The following is an 18,205-nucleotide window of genomic DNA, read 5'->3' on the forward strand; positions in this document are numbered from 1 at the left end:
TGGCCGGCAGGCCAGAGGGGGTCGGCTCGACTGGGCGCGACCTCCTGCGACTGATGAAGGTTAGCGCTCCACGCGCGGCGACCCCCTCTGTCGCCTTCGGCGACATCTCCCCCTCGAGGGGGGAGATTAGCCCATCAATTTCGCCAGCCTCGGCACGCCTTCACCCACGGCGCGTTCATCTGCGAGCGTAAAGCTCATCCGCATCGTGTTGCGTCCCGAACCGTCGGCATAAAATGCGTTGCCCGGCACGAAGGCGACGCGGGCTTCCTTGACCGAGCGGGCGAGCAGCGCGGTGGCATCCGAACCCTCAGGCAATGTCAGCCAGACGAACATGCCGCCTTCCGGTCGGCTCCAGCTGACGCCATCCGGCATTTCCGCTTCGAGTGCTGCAAGCAAGCCGTCGCGGCGCTGGCGATAGGCGCCGATCAGCTTTTCCACCTGGCCGTCATACACGGCCTCGGAGACGCGGTGCATGACCAGCTGGTTGATCGACGGGCTGTGCAGGTCCGACGCCTGCTTCATCAGCACCAGCCGCTCGACGACGCGGCGCGGCGCGCAGACCCAGCCGACGCGCATGCCCGGCGACAGGATTTTGGAGAACGAGCCGCAATAGAGCGTGCGGGCGTTTTCGATGCCGCCTGAGCGTTCGCAGTCGAGCGCCAGCATCGGCGGCTGGCCCTCGCCGTCATAGCGCAGCGCGCGATAGGCGGCGTCCTCGATGACGGCAATGTCGAGCTCGCCGGCGAGGTCAAGCACCGCCTCGCGCTGCTGGCGATTCAGCGTCTCGCCGGTCGGGTTGGCGAAATCGGGCACGAGATAGGCGAATTTCACTTTGCCGCCTGCAGCGGCAGCCGCCGCCTGGTAGGCGGCGGGCGTCATGTTGCCGCCATCCGGCGTCAGCCGGTCGTAGCGCGGCTCATAGGCGTTGAAGGCCTGGAGCGCGCCGAGATAGGTCGGCCACGTCACGAGCGCTGTGTCGCCGGGCGACAGGAACAGCTTGCCCAGATAATCCAGCGCCTGCTGCGAGCCGGAGGTGATGAAGATGTTGTGCTCGTCGCAGGCGATGCCAAGCTTGCCCATCTGGCCGGCCAGCCATTTTCTGAGCGGCAGATAGCCTTCGGAGACCTGATACTGAAGTGCTGCGCTCGCCTCCGCGCCGCCCAGCACCGAGGCGTAAGCATCGGCGATCGCCTGCGCCGGAAACAAAGCCGGATCGGGGATGCCGCCGGCAAAGGAGATGATGTCGGGCTGGTCGAGCAGTTTGAGCAGCTCGCGGATTTCCGACGCCTTCATGCGCGAGGCGCGCGACGCCAACAGGTCCATCAAACTCACGAGCCCACCTCCCGGGATACGGCATCTGGTCCAGCATGACCGTTCCGGCCCATGCGATTTAGGTCAATCTGACTGACCTATTATCAGGCTCCCTCACCCGCTGGAATAGCCAGACCCTCATTCCGCGTGGCCCAGACGAAAAAGCAAACACATTTCTGCCCTGGACAGGGAAAATTGTTGCGCGCCGAGGGGCGCGGATGCAACCTCATTCCGAGCGGACCGACATAAAAAGAAAAGCGGTCTCAACAAGGGGGGTTAAAATGACGCTTGAGCTCATCGGGGCCGGATTCGGCCGCACCGGCACATGGTCGACCTTTGCCGCGCTGAACAGGCTGGGCCTTCCCAGCTACCACATGCAGGAAGTCATCCTCAACAAGGCCAACAAGGGCCATCTCGACTTCTGGCGCAAGGTGGCCAACAGCCCGCCCGGCAGCCAGCACGACTGGACCAGAGTCTTTGCCAATTACAAGGCGACGGTCGACAATCCGGGATGCTGCGTGTGGCGCGAATTGATGGCCGCCTATCCCGACGCCAAGGTGCTGCTCACCCTGCATCCGCGCGGCGCCGAGGCCTGGTACGACAGCACCATCGACACAATCCACTTCACCGAGACATTGTGGCAGTTCAAGGTGCTGGAATGGCTGACGCCGTTCGGCCGCAAATTCGGCGACATGTCGCACAGACTGATCTGGGGCCGCACGCTTGCCGGCGTGATGGACGACCGCGCCAAGGCGGTGGCGCGCTACAACGCCTATACCGAGGAGGTGATAGCGGCCGTGCCGCCGGAGAAGCTTCTGGTGTTCAAGGTCAGCGATGGCTGGGCGCCGCTCTGCGGCTTCCTCGGCGTGGCGCTGCCCAACGAGCCCTTCCCCAACCTCAACGACCGCGAAAGCGTGAAGAAGATCATCCGCGACATCATCAAGGGCAGCTACATCATGCTGGGGCTGTCGGTGGCGGCGGTGCTTGCGGCGATCGCGGCGCTGTGGTGGTGGCTGGGGTAGCCGCCGGACCGTCAGAATATTGCTACTTGCGCGTGATCCAGCCGAGCAGATCCGGCTCGACGTCTTCGTGGTCGGTCAGGTCGCGAACCAGGGAGGCGGCGAGCGCGCGCCAGCACTTTTCCGGGACATTGTCTTCCATCACCGATTTGATGAAGGCGGCGCGCAGGATGGCGCAATCGAAGGCGGATACATCGAAAAGCAGTTCTGCCATTTCGGTTTTCCCCGTTCACATCGGGCGGGCGGGCCTGTCGAAGCCTCAGGCGCCAGCGTCCCATATACATGCTCACGACAGCGGATTCATACTCTTGCCGAACCAAGGTTCAACACAATTCGATTGTACGGTTTTTACCAAGCGATTGCGGTTCGTTGCCCGCTTTTGCGCCGATGCTAGATTTGCCGGGCGGCCTCTCCCCAGATGGCCGCAAATGGCCGGCGCGGCTCTGGCAACATGCTTTCACCGGCATTCGCGTCGGCCATTTCCAGCCCGTGCCAGGCTCAGCCCAGCAGGCGTTCGTATTCGGCCTCGGCCTGGCCGTAGAAGCCGTCGGCAACGGCGATCAGGCCATCCCGGTCGCGAATGACGATCTCGCCGCGCCGCGACCGGATCAGGCCGCGCCCTTCCAGGATCTGCAGGCCGATGGTGACGCCTGGACGCCTGACGCCGAGCATGACGGACAGGAACTCATGCGTGATCTGGATCTGGTGGCCGACCACCCTGTCGTCACACATCAGGAGCCATCGGGCCAGCCGATCCTCGAGCTTGGCGCGGGCATTGCTCAGCGCCGTGGATTTGGTCTGGCCGTGCAGATAATGGGCATAGCGCAGCAGGAAGGCGCGAAGCGTCGGGCTTTTCTGCAACGCTGCCTTGAACGGCTCGGAATCGATGCACACCGCCTCGCCCGGCATCTGCATGTAGCAGTCATGGGGCGCCCAGTCGGCGCCCATCACCAAGGCGGAGCCCGACATGCCTTCGTGGCCGATGATGCCGACCTCGGTGTCGAGGCCCGGCCGGTTCCTCGCCACCACCGAGGCCAGGCCGCTTTCCAGGAAGCAGACCGAGGCGACCGGCTCGCCCGCCATTTCGAGCGGGGCTTTGAGATCGAGCACACGATGGTGCAAATGCGGCGCAAGCAGTGCGAAGTCGGCCGGGTTCATGCGGCGCAAGAGGCCGCTTTTCTCCTTGCTGACCGACTGGTCCATCGCTCTCTCCCGTCAAGGGCAAGAGCACATGTCATCTCCCAGCCGTCGGCGCCCTGCCCAAATGCAAACGGTCATTGGACGATAGCTGACTCGGATTCAGCCATTGTACTTCGTACAAAACCGACAAATCAGGGGCGACGCCCCATCAATCAATCCAGCAGCTTTTTCCTGGATCAGCGCTTCGGGCGGTCAGCCGCAACCATGCGCGCTTCGCGCACGATGGACGAGCGATCGTTGCCGATCAGCGATGCGATCTCTTGTATCTGCTGCTCGGAGGCCCCGGTTTCCCGCGCCAAGGCCGCGAGCGCCTCGGCGCTCAGACCGGACTGTCTCGGTTGCTCCGCCATGGCTCCAATGCCTCCTGTCGGGGCAGGAGTGCGATGGTCGCTCCCAAGCGTCGGCGCCCGTTGATGTGGCCGACGATGCTGCACTGTACGCTTCCGAACAATCGATGGCGAGCGATATATTAGCGACGCTGGATGCGGCGCTAGAACGGCAGCCTTATCTCATCGATCGACCTCGACTCCGTCCAGCCAATGTCCTTCTGGATCTCCGTCGGCAGCGCGTTCAGTGCGCGCACGGTCTTCCTGTGCTTGCTGGCGCGCGCCAGGGCAGCGCGAATTCTGCTGAGACTTTCAAACATCGGTTACCTCCATGCAGCAGCAGAGCGCTGCCTCAGGCCCGCTCTTGCGCCGCCTCTGTAACCGATCGATTGCGCGGCAACGGTGAAGCGCTTCACAAACCGATGCCGCCCAGAAACATTTGTATACAAATTAGTTGCGTTCCCGCGGTGGCGTGATCCGACCTATGGCAGGGCGATCGCATATGGCGCTCCCTCGGGTTCGGCGACCCACCTTCCCTTCGTCGGCGCAAGGCGATCACATATGAGTTCTTACGAAGAGGACCCCCACCCTAACCCTCCCCACAAGGGGGAGGGAACGCTGCCGCAAGCCACCCTTTCTGGCGTGGAACCCAGGCGATTTGCGGCGATCAGCGCCTACCAAGTCTCCCTCCCCCTTGTGGGGAGGGATTAAGGGTGGGGGTATTCGTAGAGCGCAAACCTGTCATATTCGATTGCCCCGCTCCGCGGACGGAGAGGAAATGCCAATCACCGAGGTCGCGGCCTTGATGGGCCTGGGTTTCCTCTCCCCATGGACATGGGGGAGGTGGCCGCGGCGGACGGAGTGGGGCTGGCGCCGCCTTATGCGATTGCCCTGCCCTCCTCCGCGCCATCGCCGGCATCCTCGTCCGCCGCCTCGGCTATGGACGAATCCCATCATGCGCAATAAGGATGGGGTCTGCCGTGGCGCTTTCGCGCCGAGGCAGGCGACGTTCGATCAATGACGCTGCGCCGGGCGCCTTTTACGCCGCCCAGCAAAAGTGTCGATACCGGGGGATCTGGTCATGACCGACAACAAGCCGACCGTAGACGTTACCAAGGACTGGCAGGCAACGCAGGGCCAGAAGTCCGGGGCCACGCGGCTGCGCCTGTTCGCCGTGCTGTCGTGGGTCATCGCCATTGGCGGCGAGATCGCCGGGATCGTACTGCTCTACAAGCACAAGTTCGACCAGGGCAACCTGCCGCTGCTGATCGGCATTCTGGTCGGCATCGCGATCTTCGCCATCGCCGGCAGCCTGCTCTGGAAGGCGGCCAACCGGAAGGACCCGGCCCGCGAATCCGACACATTCCGGTTCTTCGTCCAGAACCAGCTCGGCGCGATCATCACCCTGATTGCCTTCCTGCCGCTGGTTCTCTTGATCCTCAACGACAAGAATATGGACCCGAAGAGCAAGAAGGTGGCCGGCGGCATCGGCGCCGTGCTGGCCGTGCTGGCGACGCTGATCGGGGTCAGCTACCAGCCGCCGTCGGTCGAGCAGTACACGCAGGACATGAACACCTGCGCGGAACAGATCAAGGCGGGGCAGCCGACCACGGCCTGTTCGCCCGAGGTCGCCGCCCAGGCGCAGGCGATCGCCACCGACTCCACCACGGTGGCCGCGGCGACGAAGGACGCGGCACACCCCAATGGCCAGGATGTCGTCTACTGGATCGCGCCGGAAAACGGCGCCGCCAAGTCCGACACCGAGCATGTCTTCCACCTCTGCGCAGCCGTCAGCCCGCTGAAGGACAAGACCGTCAACAGCGGCTCGGTGACCGAAGCCTACGCCCAGAACGCCATCCGCATCACGAAGCAGATCGAGATGGAACAGAAGCAGTGCGGGTTTACGGCTGCGCCGTGAATCGGCCAGGGTTTGGCGCGCGCAGTGGATCACTGCCAAACCGGTCCAGTTCGTGTTGTCCGCATTAGCGTGCGCGCCAGGACTTCGATCCTACATTTCGGAGCCAGCCGGCGGGCGGCTTGCCAAATCCTGACAGGACGAGACGAAAGTTGAATGTCGCATTTTGGCCGAGAGCGACCGGACCGCTTTCGGTATGCGGGAGCGATAGCGGACATTCACCATGCGATCGCAATGTGTCCGGCCCTCGGTGATCTTTTCTCGTTTCTGATGGCAATACGGCACCCGTATCCACGCTGGATCAGTTGCCTGGGTGTCCCTCACATCGGAAGATCCGGGTTGTTCTCCGCAAAGTATTCATGACTATCGGCATTTTCTGTGGCTTGCGGGGGGTTTTCAACCGCGAGTAGCTTGGCGGTATTTTGACCACCAGAGGAATAGTCGTCTGTGAAGACGACGACCTCAAAGTGACTAATTTCGTGTACAATCGTTCCAGATCTTGAATCCGTTCCTTTCAGAGCGGCTGACCAGAACTTTTGACAAACAAAGATATTATAAGGTTGACCACGGAACACATACGCATAAACTCCCGGTCCGCAGACGCTGCCGTGACATCCAAACGATATTGCTTTGTTTGCAAGAGCATCCGCAATCTTCGAGAAATTTCCAGTGGCCTTCGCGTACAGTCCTATGGTATGCGCCCCAAACCATGTCAGATATCGTTGGGAATTCGGTTGCTGGGCAGAAGGCGTGCCCTGCAAAACCTGCAGGGCAGCCGAGGCTATGTTGTTTGCTTCCGCCAGCGCAGCGCCAATATCGTCCTGTTGAGAGCTGTCACACTGGTCGAATTTGGGTGCCGAGAGCGGTATCCGTTCCGGAGGAATTCGACCGGATAGAAGCCTGAACGTGACGGCGTTGCTCAGAACCTGGGCGCGTCTCAGGGCACCTTGAGGGCCAACCAGCAGACCCACTCTCTCTGTATCATAGGTAACCGCATAGATCCCTGCTTCATAGATGGCGTAGTACAATGACAGATCGACGGGCACCGAAATCGATTGTCCGGGTTCGATATTGATAAAGTCAGCCTCGGTCGGTTCTGCTCGCTTCACCAAAGGGCCAATATACTGAATTGGCTGCGACCCTCTCGCTACTGAAAAAATTTCGCCCGAGACGCCGTCGATCGGCGTGGTCCACCTGAGCAGTCTGATCGGGCTGCGTGACCGGTTCGTGAGAGTAAAGTCAATAATTAGTGGGGTATCGTTTCCAAAAGAAGTCAGGCGCGATTGCAGAACTATCTCAATTTCCTGATTCTGCTGCGCAAACGCCAAAGGAACTATACTAAAAAAGGCTGAAATTAGAAACACCATATTTCGAACAATGTTCGGCATTTTTTGCTCCTGTGTAACCACGATTAGAATCTATTGTTTCGACTACGTGAGCTTTTATTTTGCTAACACATGCCAGATCACCCACAGCTGATCCGGCAATCAGGAATAAAATTGCTGCAGACAGGGGAGTACAACTTACCACAAATTCACAAATTCAGGAATACGACATCCCCGGCCTCCAATGACATCGATTTTCACTGGCGCCTTTTTTGGCGTGGTATAAGATGAACCGCTACTTTCCCATCAAGCTCCATCCGAGGGGGCCATTATGTGCGAGCGTTGGAAAGGCTTAATAACAGTCTGCGCGATTTTGAGGTATTTTGCCCTGGCGTATGGGTTCTGTTTTGCTTTCAGCGGCACTGCTTTGGCTGATTCATGTGGAACAGAGGCTACTCATGGCTGGAACGTCAATAATAATCCTCCGGCCGAAGACCGTCAGGCAATCCAAGATCTTTTGTCCCGCTACGCCTGGACGATCGACGAAAAAAATGCAGCCGCGTTCGCCACCCTCTTTGCGGAACCTAAATCGTCTTACTATGAGATTTGCGATGCAGGCAGCAGTGTCCTCGAGCTGACACTCGACCTTGGCCCAGAGTCGGCACATGATCTTCTCGTGCAAATGAAAATAATAGTTAAGAAACTGGAAACCGATAAACTCCAGACCCGGCATCTCGTGACCAACACCTTGTTCGACGTGGTTGACGACAAGACGGTGAACACCAAATCGATAGTCCTTGTGACAATGCAGGACTCCCACTCTTCGGCACCGAGTCTTGACTATTCGGCGGATGCCCGCGCGTCTGTTGTAAAGGGCGATGACGGCATGTGGCGATTTCAATCGCTTACTGTCCACGCTGACTATGACGCTGGCTCTGTCGCAGCGAAGAAGCGATGACGCCCAGAGATCGGCCATGGGTTCACTGGCACGCTCCAGTGGGCTGAGATGCGTGCTGTTGCGCTGATCGCTGCTGTCCTCGGCGTTGCGTTTCTCCTGTTGTCCGGGACGATCGGACATGAAGCTTTTGTGTCGACGCCGCGAGCCGGCGAGAGGCAAGGCTCCAATCAGGCCGACATGATTTGCAGCAAGGCGGGCAACTGCGCGGCGTCACCATTGCCACGCAGTTCCGCTTTCGAGCCGCTGCGCCCTCGCAGCGTCGCTTTCGCTCCCGCTGAACTCGATGGGAAGGCGTTCGCCGAAGCCGTTACGCGATGGAACCCTGACATCTTTTGGGCGCCAGCCTCAAAGAGCACCGACGTCATAACGAGGTCTGGCGATGAAGCGCGGGCGGTGTTCGGTCCTATTCCAGAGGGCGATTGCGGCAGCCCACAGATGAAGGTCATCCCACTGGAAGTTGATGGCAATGTCGTCGACCTCAAGCCCAATCCGACAAAACCGGGCTCTCCGCTGGAGTTCGAGCACAGCAATGAGAACGGAGAGGTGGTGAAATGGACGGCGACATTGCCCAGATGCGACAAGCCTTCGCTAACTGGCAGCTCAACCTACTGTGGGCTGAACTCACGTGCAGTAAGGGTCGTGCGCGGCAACGTGGAATGGCTGTTCCTCTGCAGAAAGTCCAATATCAGCCACGAGGTCAGCACCGATCCCTACTGGACACGGTCGGATCCGAGATTTTCCGTCTTCGGCACCATCGGGTTCAATCGGAAATCCGGAGAAATCATCTTCTTCGACGGCCGCAAGGACCGGAGCGAGTTCGATTGGTCAAAGCCCTTCGTTCCGCCAGGCGGGCGCAACTATTCCGATGACATCGGAAGGGTTGCGGCGGAGAAAATCTATGACCCGACGTTCCAGATCTCGTGCCATGCATGCCATGACAACAAAAGCCCCTATGTGATAGATCCGCACATTGAACAGAGCAGGGTCGGTTTCCGTTCAGCCCGCGATTCCAAATCGACCGCCTTCAGCCTGGGAGATTTTCTACCGCGCCGACCGCGGTTGCCGGGCGCGCCGTTCCGCGTGGTCGGCTCCGGTTACACCGGCACCTATCCCAATGAACTTAGCCAAGCCAGGACGGTCGAAGATCCGACCGGAAACTGCACAAGCTGCCACACGCTTACCACACAAATCACCGGCCGCCGTTTTGCCGCGGACGCAGTCGGGTACGAACCGGCGGTCACATCGCCAACCTGGGTCCAATTGCTCGAGCTGCACGAGGAACAGACCGTCTACGCCGGCATAGAAGCACATCGCACGGACTGGGCGATCGGCAGCAGCGGCATCCATCCCTGGATGGTGCCGGGGTCCGGCAATGACCTGTCCTCAGGAACGCCTCGATTGAGCTTGGAAGACTGGCGCAAGCTGAGCGACTGTCTGTGGGGAGCCGGCGGTCCTGAGTGTGGCTACCGCCCACTCTACACGCGCTGCCCGGCGCCAGAAGCGCAGGATGAAGGCTCTTCGCTTGCCGATGCCGAGATTCGGGTTTTGCCTCCACCGCCCGGAGAGGACGTCAGGACGCGTGTCCTTCGCTTAAGCTGGACCTTTCGCAACAGCTACGGTGGTGTTCCCGAGCGCGACGATATCAGGATCAATGTGGCAGTCAGCGCGGGCACGATTCCGGCAAACGGGGATCCGCCGCAAAGTGGCGAATATCCAAGCATCGAGCAGGCAAAGGGCATCAGCGTCGAGGCTATCTCCGGTCCAGTCGGTTCAGCCGGCTCCAGCTTGTGGATCGAGAACGTTTCGTTTGCTGGTCACAAGAAATGGAGCGATCCAGCGCCGTCGATGTCGCCGCGCACCTTCCAGATCGATCTGCCCGGTGAATGCAACCGACGCACCTTAGTTCGTTTGGTGCCCAAACGGTTCTGCTTCGACCAGAGCCAAGCGGCATTTAGCGAGGCAGACCATTTGATCTACGCCGATGTTCAGTGTGGCGAGCCTCAATGAACCACCTGACGCGATCGAAAGCGACTGGTGAGCACCGGGATTTGCGATAACATGACTGGGTGCTACATGGTCGCCGCACTAAGGAGGGTCCCGGAGCGTGACCACGCCGGTTCCATTGGCTAGCCCCATTTTGCCCGGCAATCCGGCGAAACCTGTTGCGGAACGGCGTTATCTCACCATCCTGTTCTGCGACATGGTGGGGTCAACCGAATATGCCGACCGCCTGGATCCCGAGGATTTCCAACACCTGATTGAGAGCTTTCTACAGACCTGCAGCAGCGTCGTCCGGCGCCGCAAGGGCGTGACGGCTAGTTACATCGGCGATGCTATTCAGGCCTATTTCGGCTATCCAACAGCTGGTGAGGACGACAGCGAGTTCGCGGTGCTGGCCGCGCTCGAGATCGTTGATGCGGTGGCCACCATCTCCGCAAATCTGGGATATCCGTTGCAAGTGAGGATGGGTATCGCGAGCGGCCAAGTCGTGGTGGGTGAGTTCGTCGGCGCACCGAGCGGTGTATCCACCGTCGCCTTCGGTCACGTCGCGCATCTAGCGGCACGGCTGCAGGTACTGGCCAAGCCGAATACGATCCTTGTCGACGCGGCGACCTTCGAGGCCGCAAGCGGCGCGGTTGATTTCACCGGGTTCGGCAAACATGAGCTGAAGGGATTCGCCGCGCCAGTCCAGGTTTGGCAGGTGCAAAGGGCGCGCATGGTGCCGACCCGCTTTGCAAAGCGGGCGCGTATGACCAAGCTGTGCGGCCGCAACGCCGAATTGCGACTGCTGATGGAGCACTGGGAGACTGTCGTGCGCGACAGGCGTGGCAATGCCGTGTTGGTCTCGGGGGAGTCGGGAATCGGCAAGTCCCGGTTGCTCAACGAAATCCAGCAGCGTCTGCGCAGCTTTCCGCAACTGACCATGCAATGTTCTCCGACCTTTGAGAACAGCACCCTTTATCCATTCCTCGCAGAGTTGCAGAGGATTGCAACGATCGAGGACGGTGACTCAACGGAAGAAAAGCTTCGAAAGCTCCGCAACGGATTGTCGATAGGCTCGGTGTCCAGCGACATCGCGCTGGCGATCTTCTCGGGCCTGCTCGGGATGCCGACGACAATGCCGGACAGGCTTGAAGGGACAAGTGCCGAACGACAGCGCAACATTGCCGAGCAAGCATTCATCGATCTGGTCGGTTATTTGGCGCGAACTACCCCGATCCTGATCTTGTTCGAGGATGAGCAATGGGCCGATGCGACCTCGCGCGACCTTCTCGAAAAAATCGTCGCCAGCCTGGCTTCGACACCCGCCCTCTTGCTTGTGTCGAGCAGGAACAACGCAAGCGTTCCATGGGTCGACGGTCCTGACGGGCACCATATCAGGCTTGAAGCGCTCAGCCGAGCGGACGCTGAAGCGATTGTCCATGACATTAGTCCGAATGCGCTCGCTGCTGACGTAGCAGCGGTGCTCGATCGCGGTGAAGGCGTCCCGCTCTATATCGAAGAGCTTACTCGAAGCGTGGTCGAAACAGGGTTGCGCCTAGACGTATCGCAGCCCAAGCGTCTGTCACTCACGAACAACATTCCAAACTCTCTGCAGTTCTCGTTGCTTGCCCGTCTCGACAGGCTGGGGACCGCCAAGGAAGTCGCGCAGGTCGCGGCGGCGATCGGCCGCGAATTCGATTTCGACATGCTGCGCGAAATTTGTGATTGGCCTGAAGCGGAGTTGCGCGCTGCGGTTGGTGAGCTGATGCGCACAGGGCTGATCGTAGCCGAGCGAGGGACGGCCGGAGCAGGCTTTTCGTTCACCCACGTGCTGCTCCAGCAGGCCGCTAGAGGCACGATGCTGCACGAACGTGCGCAACAGATTCACAAATCGATTGCCGAATGCATCGAGCTGCGCGACCCCAACGCGGGCTTTGCCTATCCCGAAGTGCTCGCTGAGCATTTCGCCGACGCCGGTCTGTTCGATCGCGCCGCTGACTACTGGCTGCAGGCAGGGCTGAAGGCCGCCAAGACTTGGGCGAAAGTTGACGCAGTGCGTATCTTCAGGAAAGGGCTTGAAGCCGCGAAACTCTTGCCTGACTCCGACGATCGTAGCCGCAGGTTGCTTCGCTTCGAACTGGAACTGGGCGACGTTCTGTACGCTGCGCTCGGCTACGTGACGGGCGAAGGCAGTGCCGCGTATCAGCGGGCCATAGCGCTGAGCGGGAAGCTTGGCGAACTGGAGGCGACGATTAGGGCACTCGACGGGCTTTTCGGTACCCATTTCAACTCGGGCCAGTTTGGTAAGGCCCTCGCGGCCAGTGATGAATTAATTCGAGTCGGCGAGGAGGGCGGCTACCTAAACGCGCTCGTTATAGGTCTGCAGTTTAAGGGCATGAGTCTGTTCTGTCAGGGTGAGTTGGCGGAGGCTCGGCAATATCTTGAGCGCGCTCTCAGCCACAAGGGCAGTGCAGACGAGGTCGGCAGCGACTTTCCGAGTATGGCCATGATCTACCTTTCGTGGACCTTGCATATTCTGGGGTATCGCCGTCAAGCGCTGAAACTCTACCTCGAGGCGGAGGCGACCGTTCGGCAGCAATCCGCCTATCGCTTGGCCGCCTGCTTGGGAAACGGGTGTGTGTTGTTCGCCTTCCGCGAAGAGAGCAGGGATATCGCTCGGCTGGCGGATGAACTTCTGCCATTAGCGCAGGAAAACGGTTTCAATCTCTGGACACGGGTGGCGCGCTTTTTTGGTGGCTTGGCTGCATCAAGCCTCGATGACAGTCTGGTGGGAAGCCATATGATGGCATTGACCGAGAGTGACCTTGAAGATCAGGAAGTCGACAAATCGTGTTATTTAGGCTTACTGGCCAAAGCTTTCATTAACTCTGGACAATTCGATATAGCGGCAGAGACCGTCGAGAAAGGTCTGCGCGAGGCCGAAAAGATTGGCGAGCATTACTTTACAGCTGCCTTGCTTCGCATTCGCGGCGAGATCGAACTTGCAAATGGAGTCGGAGACAGAGCGGCAGAGGCTTCTTTCCGCGAGGCTATTGCCTTTGCGCGGCAGCAGCGCGCTAGGAGTTGGGAGTTGCAGGCGACCAATAGTCTGGCAAAGCTATTGCGGTCACAGGGTAGATTCGAAGAGGCGCGTGCGGAATTGCGGGAGATCAACGATTGGTTCATCGCAGCAGACATTGAGTGATTAACGACGCATCACGTTCTGCCGGCAATCTCGACGAGCGCGGATTCGGCAACATCACGATCCCCGCGCAGCCGCAACTTACGGTTTAAAGCAGACCAACGTCCGCTTACGGGTAGCGATGGCATTGATCTGAAGGCCGGCAGCGGCCATTCACCCGTAGCTCGCCGCAACGCAACAAGGCCCCTCCCGGGGCCTTGCTTTCAACCTCAGTGCTGAGCGTCGCCCCCTCACTTCCCCATCAGCTGCTTGGCATTCTCGGCCGTGATCGCGGTGGTCTCCACCGTCACCGTCTTGTCCACCTCGGTCGCGCAATCGAGCAGGATCTTTTTCGACATCTCGATCGCTTCCTTGGCGCCCGTCGGGTAGGTGAAGGTTGCGACCCAGTCGCCCTTGGCCACCGCCTCGATGCCGCCAGCCGGGCCCGGCAGGCCGTCTGTGCCGATGATCTTGACGTCCTTGCCCGCCCCCTTGGCGGCGAGCAGCGCGCCGGCGGCCATCATGTCGTTGGAGGCGTAGAGCACCTTGATGTCGGGGTGCGCCTGCAGCATGGCGGCGAAGGCGACTTGCGCCTTGTCCGGCACCCAGTCGGCGGCCTGCTCGGCGACGATCTGGACCTTCGGGTTGCCTTTCACGCCTTCCTTGAAGCCGTTGAGGCGCTCCACCGCCGGCGTCGAGCTCGGCAGGCCTTGCAGCACCGCCGCCTCGCCGCCATCGGGCAGCAGCGTCTTGGCGGTGTACTTTCCGGCTTCCTCGGCGATCTTGAAATTGTCGCCGCCGATGAAGGCGGTGTAGTCCTTGCCGGGGTCGCCGACCGTCTTGCGGTCAAGCTCGATGACCGGGATGCCGGCATCCATGGCGCGCTTCACCGCCGGCGTCAGCGGTGCGGCCTCGAAGGGCGAGATCAAAAGGATATCGACCTTCTGGGTGATGAAATTGTCGACCTGCGAGGTCTGCGTGTTGACGTTGCCGGCGCCGTCGGCGATCTGCAGCGTGAAGCCGGGCACTTCCTTGGCCGCCGCCTCAAGCTCGTCATTGACGTGCTGGCGGTAGGGCTCGGCATTGTTGGCCTGCGAAAAGCCGATGACGAACTGGCCGTCCTTGGCGCAGGCTTTCACCAGCGGCTCGGCGGCGTAAGCGGAGCCTGCAATGCACAGGCCAGCGCCTGCCAGCAGGACGGCCTTGAGGGTCGATCCTCTTAGTGTCGTTTTCATAACTCACTCTCCTCCTCGTCTGGCCGGGGGGCCAGACCTTGGTTTGACGTTCACGTGTTGCCGTCTCCTCCTTGTTTGTTGGTGCATGTCGTCATCGCAAAACCTTTTGCGCGACATGCACTAACGACCCAACCCCTCGCGGCGGCGAACGAGGGATTGAAGCACTGCCGCCAGCACGATGATCGCGGCGGTCGCGAGCAGCTGCATGGCGGGCGTGATGTTGTTGAGCTGCAGGATGTTGGCGAGCGCGCCAAGCATGATGGTTCCGGCGACGGTGCCGACCATCGAGCCGGCGCCGCCGAACAGGCTGGTACCGCCGATGACCACGGCGGCGATGGCCGTCAGCTCATAGCCCATGCCGTCATTGGCGCTGCCGAAATTGAACTGGCCGGCATGGACGATGCCTGCGAGTGCAGCGGCAAAGCCGGTGATGGCATAGACCGATATCTTCACCATCGAGACCGGCACGCCGGATATGCGCGCGGCGCGCTCATTGCCGCCGACGGCAAAAACATAGCGGCCGAAGCGCGTGGTGTTGAGCACGATGGTGGCGATCGCGGCAAAGACGACGAACACAAGCGTTGCCACCGGCACGGTGTTGTTGAACAGCCGCTCGCCCAGCACGGCGAACACCGGCGGCGCCAAGCCCGGCCCTTCGCCGTAGGAAATGTTGATGTACTGGTTGCCGGAGACGACCAGCGCCAGCCCGCGCGCGGCCTGCAGGCCAGCCAGCGTGACGATGAACGGCTCCAGCCGGAAGCGCGTCGAGATGGTGCCCTGGATGGCGCCGAAGACGATGCCCAAAGCGAGCACGGCGAGGATGGTGGGGATCAGGCCGAAGCCGCCGGAGATCATCATCGATGCGGTGACGACGCTGGACAGGCCAAGCACCGCGCCGACCGAGAGGTCGATGCCGGCGGTGATGATGACGAAGGTCATGCCGATGGCGATGATGCCGGTCTCCGACACGGCGCGCACGATGTTGGCGATGTTGTCGGGGTTGAGGAACAGGATCTCGCCATGGCGGCGCGGCGAGAAGATGATGCCGCCGATCGCCACCAGCACGAGGCCGATCAGGCTCTGGAAGCGCACGATGAGCGCCAGCGGGTCGCGATGCTTTTGAGGCGCCGCCGTCACCGGGCTCGCTGCCACTGGATTGTTGTCCTGAGACATCAGGCCTCCCTGCCGTTAGCCGCGGCCAGCACCGTGTGCTCGTCGACGCCGCCCATGAATTCCGCCACATTGCGCCCCTGGCGCAGCACCACGATGCGGTCGCACAGACCGATCAGCTCCGGCATCTCGCTGGACGCCACCAGAATGCCGAGCCCTTGCGCGGCGAGTGCCCTGAGCCGCTGGTAGATCTCGCCCTTGGCGCCGACATCGACGCCGCGTGTCGGCTCGTCGAGAAGCAACAGGCGCGGATTGCCGAGGATCTCCTTGGCCAGCACCACCTTCTGCTGGTTGCCGCCAGACAGCGCGCCGACGGCGATATCGGGGTTCTTCGGGCGGATATCGAACTGACCGAAGGATTCCTTCACGGCCTCGGCCTGGCGGCGCGGCGAGACCAGCCAGTTCGGCGAGATCCTGGATATGACCGACATCACTAGATTGAGGCCGACCGCCATGCGCAGCATCAGGCCCGAGCCCCTGCGATCGTCGGTGACGAAGGCGATGCCGGCGTGGCGGGCAGCGCTGATCGAATCCAATTTTACCGGGCGGCCTGATATGGCGACCTCGCCCTCCCAGCGGCCGGACAGGCCGGTGCCGTAGAGCGCGGACAAGAGCTCGGTGCGCCCGGCCCCCATGATGCCGGCAAGACCGACGATCTCGCCTTCATGGACATCGAGCGAAACGCCTTGCGGCGCCTGCCAGCCGGCGCTGTCGCGGGCGAGTTTGAAGCTGGCGTTCCTCAGGCTGAGCAGCGGCTTGCCCGCCGCTTTGGCGCGTTGGGGATAGAGCTCGTCCAAGGGCCGTCCGACCAGCAGCCTGACCAGCTCGGCCTGCGGCGCGTGCGGCTCGGTGATGCCGGCAACACGGCCGTCGCGCATCACAGTCACGCGGTCGGCAATGCCTGGCACTTCCTCCAGCCGGTGCGAGATGTAGACGATGCCGACGCCGGTGGCGGCGAGCTTGCGCATGATGTCGAACAGCCGCTCGACTTCGCCGACGGTGAGTGCGGCCGTCGGCTCGTCCATGATCAGCACGCGCGAGGCGTAAGACAGCGCCTTGACGATCGCGACCACCTGGCGCTGGCCGATCGACAGATCGGCCACCATGGCAGCCGGATCGATGGCGATCTCGATCGCCTCCAGCCGCTTCTTGGCCTCGCGGCGCATTGCCGGCACGTCGAGGAAGCCGCCCGGACGCATCAGTTCGCGGCCGAGGAACAGGTTGGCCGCGACATCCAGCGACGGCACCAGGTCGAGCTCCTGGAAGATGGTGGCGATGCCGGCCGCTTGCGCCTCACGCGGGTTGTTGAAACGCACGGGTTTGCCGTCGATCTCGATGGTGCCTTCGTCCGGCGTGTAGACGCCCGACAAAAGGTTCATCAGCGTCGACTTGCCGGCGCCGTTTTCGCCGAGCAGCGCATGGATTTCGCCGGCCTTGAGATCGAAGTCGACGCCACGCAGCGCCTGCACACCGCCGAAGCGTTTGACGGCGCCGGTCATCACCAGCAGCGGCGCGGTCATGTTAGCCTCGTGTGGGTCGGCCTCCCGCAGGAGGCGCGCGCCCGCAGCGTCGCCTGCAGCCGCACCGAGCGCGGCGCGGAACCGGTCGCGGCTATACGGGCGCTGAGCAGCGCCGCCGCCTGCCTGCCTATCTCGGTGCAGGGCTGCGCGACCAGCGTCAGCCGCGGCTCGAAACAATCGGCCCATTCGAAATCGTCGAAGCCGGCCAGCGACAGATCGCCCGGAATGGTGAGGCCTTTTTCGCGGATGGCGCGGACGGCTCCGATCGTCGTCATGTTGTTGCCGGTGACCAGTGCTGTTGGTGGAGACGGCAGGGACAGGATGGCGTGGGTGGATGCGGTCGCCGCCGCCGTGTCGACATTCTCGGCCGAGAGATAGTGCGGCACGCACTCAAGTCCATTGGCGGCGAGCGAAGCCTGGAACGCCTCGATGCGCTCGCGCGTCGTCGTCAGGCCCGGCTGTCCGGCGATATAGCCGATGCGCTTGTGGCCGAAGGAGGCGACATGGTCGATCAGCGCGCGCATCGACGTTTCGTTCTCGACGCCGATCTGGTCGAAGCGCTGGTCGGCGAAACGGTCGATCAGAACGCATGGCATCTTCTTGTCGGCGAGATAGTCGATGGCGCGCTGCGGCGAGCCCGACGGGGCCAGGATGACGCCGTCGACGCGGCGCTGATGGAAAGCGCGCACCACCTGCAGTTCGCGGTCGGGATCTTCCTGGGTGTCCGACAGGAAGACCATCAGCCCGAGCCGCGCGCATTCGGCCTCGACCGCGCAGATGATGTTGGTGAAATAAGGGTTGGAGATCGCCGAGATCGCCAGGCCGACGCTGTTGGTGGTCGAGGCCTTCAGCGAGCGCGCCAGCTCGTTGGGCTGGTAGCCCATGGCGGCAATGGCGTCGTTGATCAGCCTCGCCTTTTCCAGCGAAACGAAGCGCGTGTTGTTGACGACATGCGAGACGGTCGACACCGATACGCCGGCGCGCCGCGCCACTTCAGCCATTGTCGGCAAGACAAATAAGCGCCTGCAAGCGCTCCTCCCTATGCGTTTCCCGTCCGCTCTG

15 protein-coding genes are annotated in these 18,205 nt (G+C 61.5%); 5 read left to right on the plus strand and 10 right to left on the minus strand.

Features of this window, described 5'->3' with window-relative positions; all coding sequences use genetic code 11:
- Window positions 1-126: 126 nt before the first annotated feature.
- Window positions 127-1,323 (minus strand): aminotransferase-like domain-containing protein, encoded by a 1,197-nt coding sequence (locus tag NKL06_RS04025; protein ID WP_031208622.1) that lies wholly within the window; start codon window positions 1,321-1,323, stop codon window positions 127-129.
- 269 nt (window positions 1,324-1,592) lie between these two features.
- Between NKL06_RS04025 and NKL06_RS04030 the strand changes: the two genes are divergently transcribed.
- The gene (locus tag NKL06_RS04030; protein WP_023693766.1) at window positions 1,593-2,333 is read left to right on the plus strand and encodes a sulfotransferase family protein; all 741 of its coding nucleotides are present in this window, start codon (window positions 1,593-1,595) and stop codon (window positions 2,331-2,333) included.
- Between the two features lie 22 nt (window positions 2,334-2,355).
- On the opposite strand, the gene NKL06_RS04035 is transcribed toward NKL06_RS04030, so the two are convergent.
- The 4 genes from NKL06_RS04035 to NKL06_RS04050 all read right to left on the minus strand — a co-directional run bounded on the left by NKL06_RS04035 (window position 2,356) and on the right by NKL06_RS04050 (window position 4,176).
- Entirely contained in the window at window positions 2,356-2,544 is a 189-nt protein-coding gene (locus NKL06_RS04035) for a hypothetical protein (RefSeq protein WP_023693767.1), read from the minus strand.
- Window positions 2,545-2,828: 284 nt separating this feature from the next.
- Window positions 2,829-3,533 carry a Crp/Fnr family transcriptional regulator gene (locus tag NKL06_RS04040; RefSeq protein WP_023685922.1) on the minus strand — a complete coding sequence of 235 codons (705 nt, stop codon included), beginning with the start codon at window positions 3,531-3,533 and terminating at the stop codon, window positions 2,829-2,831.
- A gap of 173 nt (window positions 3,534-3,706) precedes the next feature.
- A complete protein-coding gene (locus tag NKL06_RS04045) occupies window positions 3,707-3,880 on the minus strand; it encodes a hypothetical protein (RefSeq protein ID WP_023689840.1) in 174 nt (57 codons plus the stop codon).
- 140 nt (window positions 3,881-4,020) lie between these two features.
- Window positions 4,021-4,176, minus strand: a complete 156-nt coding sequence (locus tag NKL06_RS04050; protein WP_023671409.1) for a DUF1127 domain-containing protein — start codon at window positions 4,174-4,176, stop codon at window positions 4,021-4,023.
- A gap of 761 nt (window positions 4,177-4,937) precedes the next feature.
- On the opposite strand from NKL06_RS04050, the gene NKL06_RS04055 reads away from it, so the two are divergent.
- A complete protein-coding gene (locus tag NKL06_RS04055; protein WP_023693768.1) occupies window positions 4,938-5,774 on the plus strand; it encodes an SLC5/6 family protein in 837 nt (278 codons plus the stop codon).
- A gap of 317 nt (window positions 5,775-6,091) precedes the next feature.
- On the opposite strand, the gene NKL06_RS04060 is transcribed toward NKL06_RS04055, so the two are convergent.
- On the minus strand, window positions 6,092-7,159 hold the full coding sequence (locus NKL06_RS04060) for a M35 family metallo-endopeptidase (protein WP_023807757.1): 1,068 nt from the start codon (window positions 7,157-7,159) through the stop codon (window positions 6,092-6,094).
- A 268-nt stretch (window positions 7,160-7,427) separates the two neighbouring features.
- Here NKL06_RS04060 and NKL06_RS04065 point away from each other — a divergent pair, with 268 nt between their 5' ends.
- From NKL06_RS04065 to NKL06_RS04075, 3 genes are all read left to right on the plus strand, one after another.
- Window positions 7,428-8,054, plus strand: a complete 627-nt coding sequence (locus NKL06_RS04065; protein WP_023693770.1) for a nuclear transport factor 2 family protein — start codon at window positions 7,428-7,430, stop codon at window positions 8,052-8,054.
- A 48-nt stretch (window positions 8,055-8,102) separates the two neighbouring features.
- Complete coding sequence (locus NKL06_RS04070; protein ID WP_023693771.1) at window positions 8,103-10,061, plus strand: hypothetical protein; 1,959 nt, start codon at window positions 8,103-8,105, stop codon at window positions 10,059-10,061.
- A gap of 97 nt (window positions 10,062-10,158) precedes the next feature.
- Entirely contained in the window at window positions 10,159-13,242 is a 3,084-nt protein-coding gene (locus NKL06_RS04075) for an ATP-binding protein (RefSeq protein ID WP_155927319.1), read from the plus strand.
- A 227-nt stretch (window positions 13,243-13,469) separates the two neighbouring features.
- Here NKL06_RS04075 and NKL06_RS04080 read toward each other — a convergent pair whose 3' ends face one another.
- From NKL06_RS04080 to NKL06_RS04095, 4 genes are all read right to left on the minus strand, one after another.
- Complete coding sequence (locus NKL06_RS04080) at window positions 13,470-14,453, minus strand: substrate-binding domain-containing protein (protein WP_023689831.1); 984 nt, start codon at window positions 14,451-14,453, stop codon at window positions 13,470-13,472.
- A gap of 120 nt (window positions 14,454-14,573) precedes the next feature.
- On the minus strand, window positions 14,574-15,626 hold the full coding sequence (locus NKL06_RS04085) for an ABC transporter permease (protein ID WP_023671400.1): 1,053 nt from the start codon (window positions 15,624-15,626) through the stop codon (window positions 14,574-14,576).
- Complete coding sequence (locus NKL06_RS04090; protein WP_023693773.1) at window positions 15,626-17,143, minus strand: sugar ABC transporter ATP-binding protein; 1,518 nt, start codon at window positions 17,141-17,143, stop codon at window positions 15,626-15,628. The genes NKL06_RS04085 and NKL06_RS04090 overlap by 1 nt, the downstream gene beginning before the upstream one ends.
- Window positions 17,140-18,153, minus strand: coding sequence for a LacI family DNA-binding transcriptional regulator (locus NKL06_RS04095; RefSeq protein ID WP_023693774.1), 1,014 nt, complete (start codon window positions 18,151-18,153; stop codon window positions 17,140-17,142). Before NKL06_RS04095 ends, NKL06_RS04090 begins: the two co-directional genes overlap by 4 nt.
- Window positions 18,154-18,205 lie beyond the last annotated feature (52 nt).

The organism is Mesorhizobium sp. C268A, assembly GCF_040324475.1.
Taxonomy (GTDB): domain Bacteria; phylum Pseudomonadota; class Alphaproteobacteria; order Rhizobiales; family Rhizobiaceae; genus Mesorhizobium.

What these genes read in the sequence shown, in the direction of transcription:
- NKL06_RS04025 (WP_031208622.1), bottom strand. Translation starts at nt 1,323, where the DNA reads ATGGACCTGTTGGCGTCGCGCGCCTCGCGCATGAAGGCGTCGGAAATC.
- NKL06_RS04030 (WP_023693766.1), top strand. Translation starts at nt 1,593, where the DNA reads ATGACGCTTGAGCTCATCGGGGCCGGATTCGGCCGCACCGGCACATGG.
- NKL06_RS04035 (WP_023693767.1), bottom strand. Translation starts at nt 2,544, where the DNA reads ATGGCAGAACTGCTTTTCGATGTATCCGCCTTCGATTGCGCCATCCTG.
- NKL06_RS04040 (WP_023685922.1), bottom strand. Translation starts at nt 3,533, where the DNA reads ATGGACCAGTCGGTCAGCAAGGAGAAAAGCGGCCTCTTGCGCCGCATG.
- NKL06_RS04045 (WP_023689840.1), bottom strand. Translation starts at nt 3,880, where the DNA reads ATGGCGGAGCAACCGAGACAGTCCGGTCTGAGCGCCGAGGCGCTCGCG.
- NKL06_RS04050 (WP_023671409.1), bottom strand. Translation starts at nt 4,176, where the DNA reads ATGTTTGAAAGTCTCAGCAGAATTCGCGCTGCCCTGGCGCGCGCCAGC.
- NKL06_RS04055 (WP_023693768.1), top strand. Translation starts at nt 4,938, where the DNA reads ATGACCGACAACAAGCCGACCGTAGACGTTACCAAGGACTGGCAGGCA.
- NKL06_RS04060 (WP_023807757.1), bottom strand. Translation starts at nt 7,159, where the DNA reads ATGCCGAACATTGTTCGAAATATGGTGTTTCTAATTTCAGCCTTTTTT.
- NKL06_RS04065 (WP_023693770.1), top strand. Translation starts at nt 7,428, where the DNA reads ATGTGCGAGCGTTGGAAAGGCTTAATAACAGTCTGCGCGATTTTGAGG.
- NKL06_RS04070 (WP_023693771.1), top strand. Translation starts at nt 8,103, where the DNA reads ATGCGTGCTGTTGCGCTGATCGCTGCTGTCCTCGGCGTTGCGTTTCTC.
- NKL06_RS04080 (WP_023689831.1), bottom strand. Translation starts at nt 14,453, where the DNA reads ATGAAAACGACACTAAGAGGATCGACCCTCAAGGCCGTCCTGCTGGCA.
- NKL06_RS04085 (WP_023671400.1), bottom strand. Translation starts at nt 15,626, where the DNA reads ATGTCTCAGGACAACAATCCAGTGGCAGCGAGCCCGGTGACGGCGGCG.
- NKL06_RS04090 (WP_023693773.1), bottom strand. Translation starts at nt 17,143, where the DNA reads ATGACCGCGCCGCTGCTGGTGATGACCGGCGCCGTCAAACGCTTCGGC.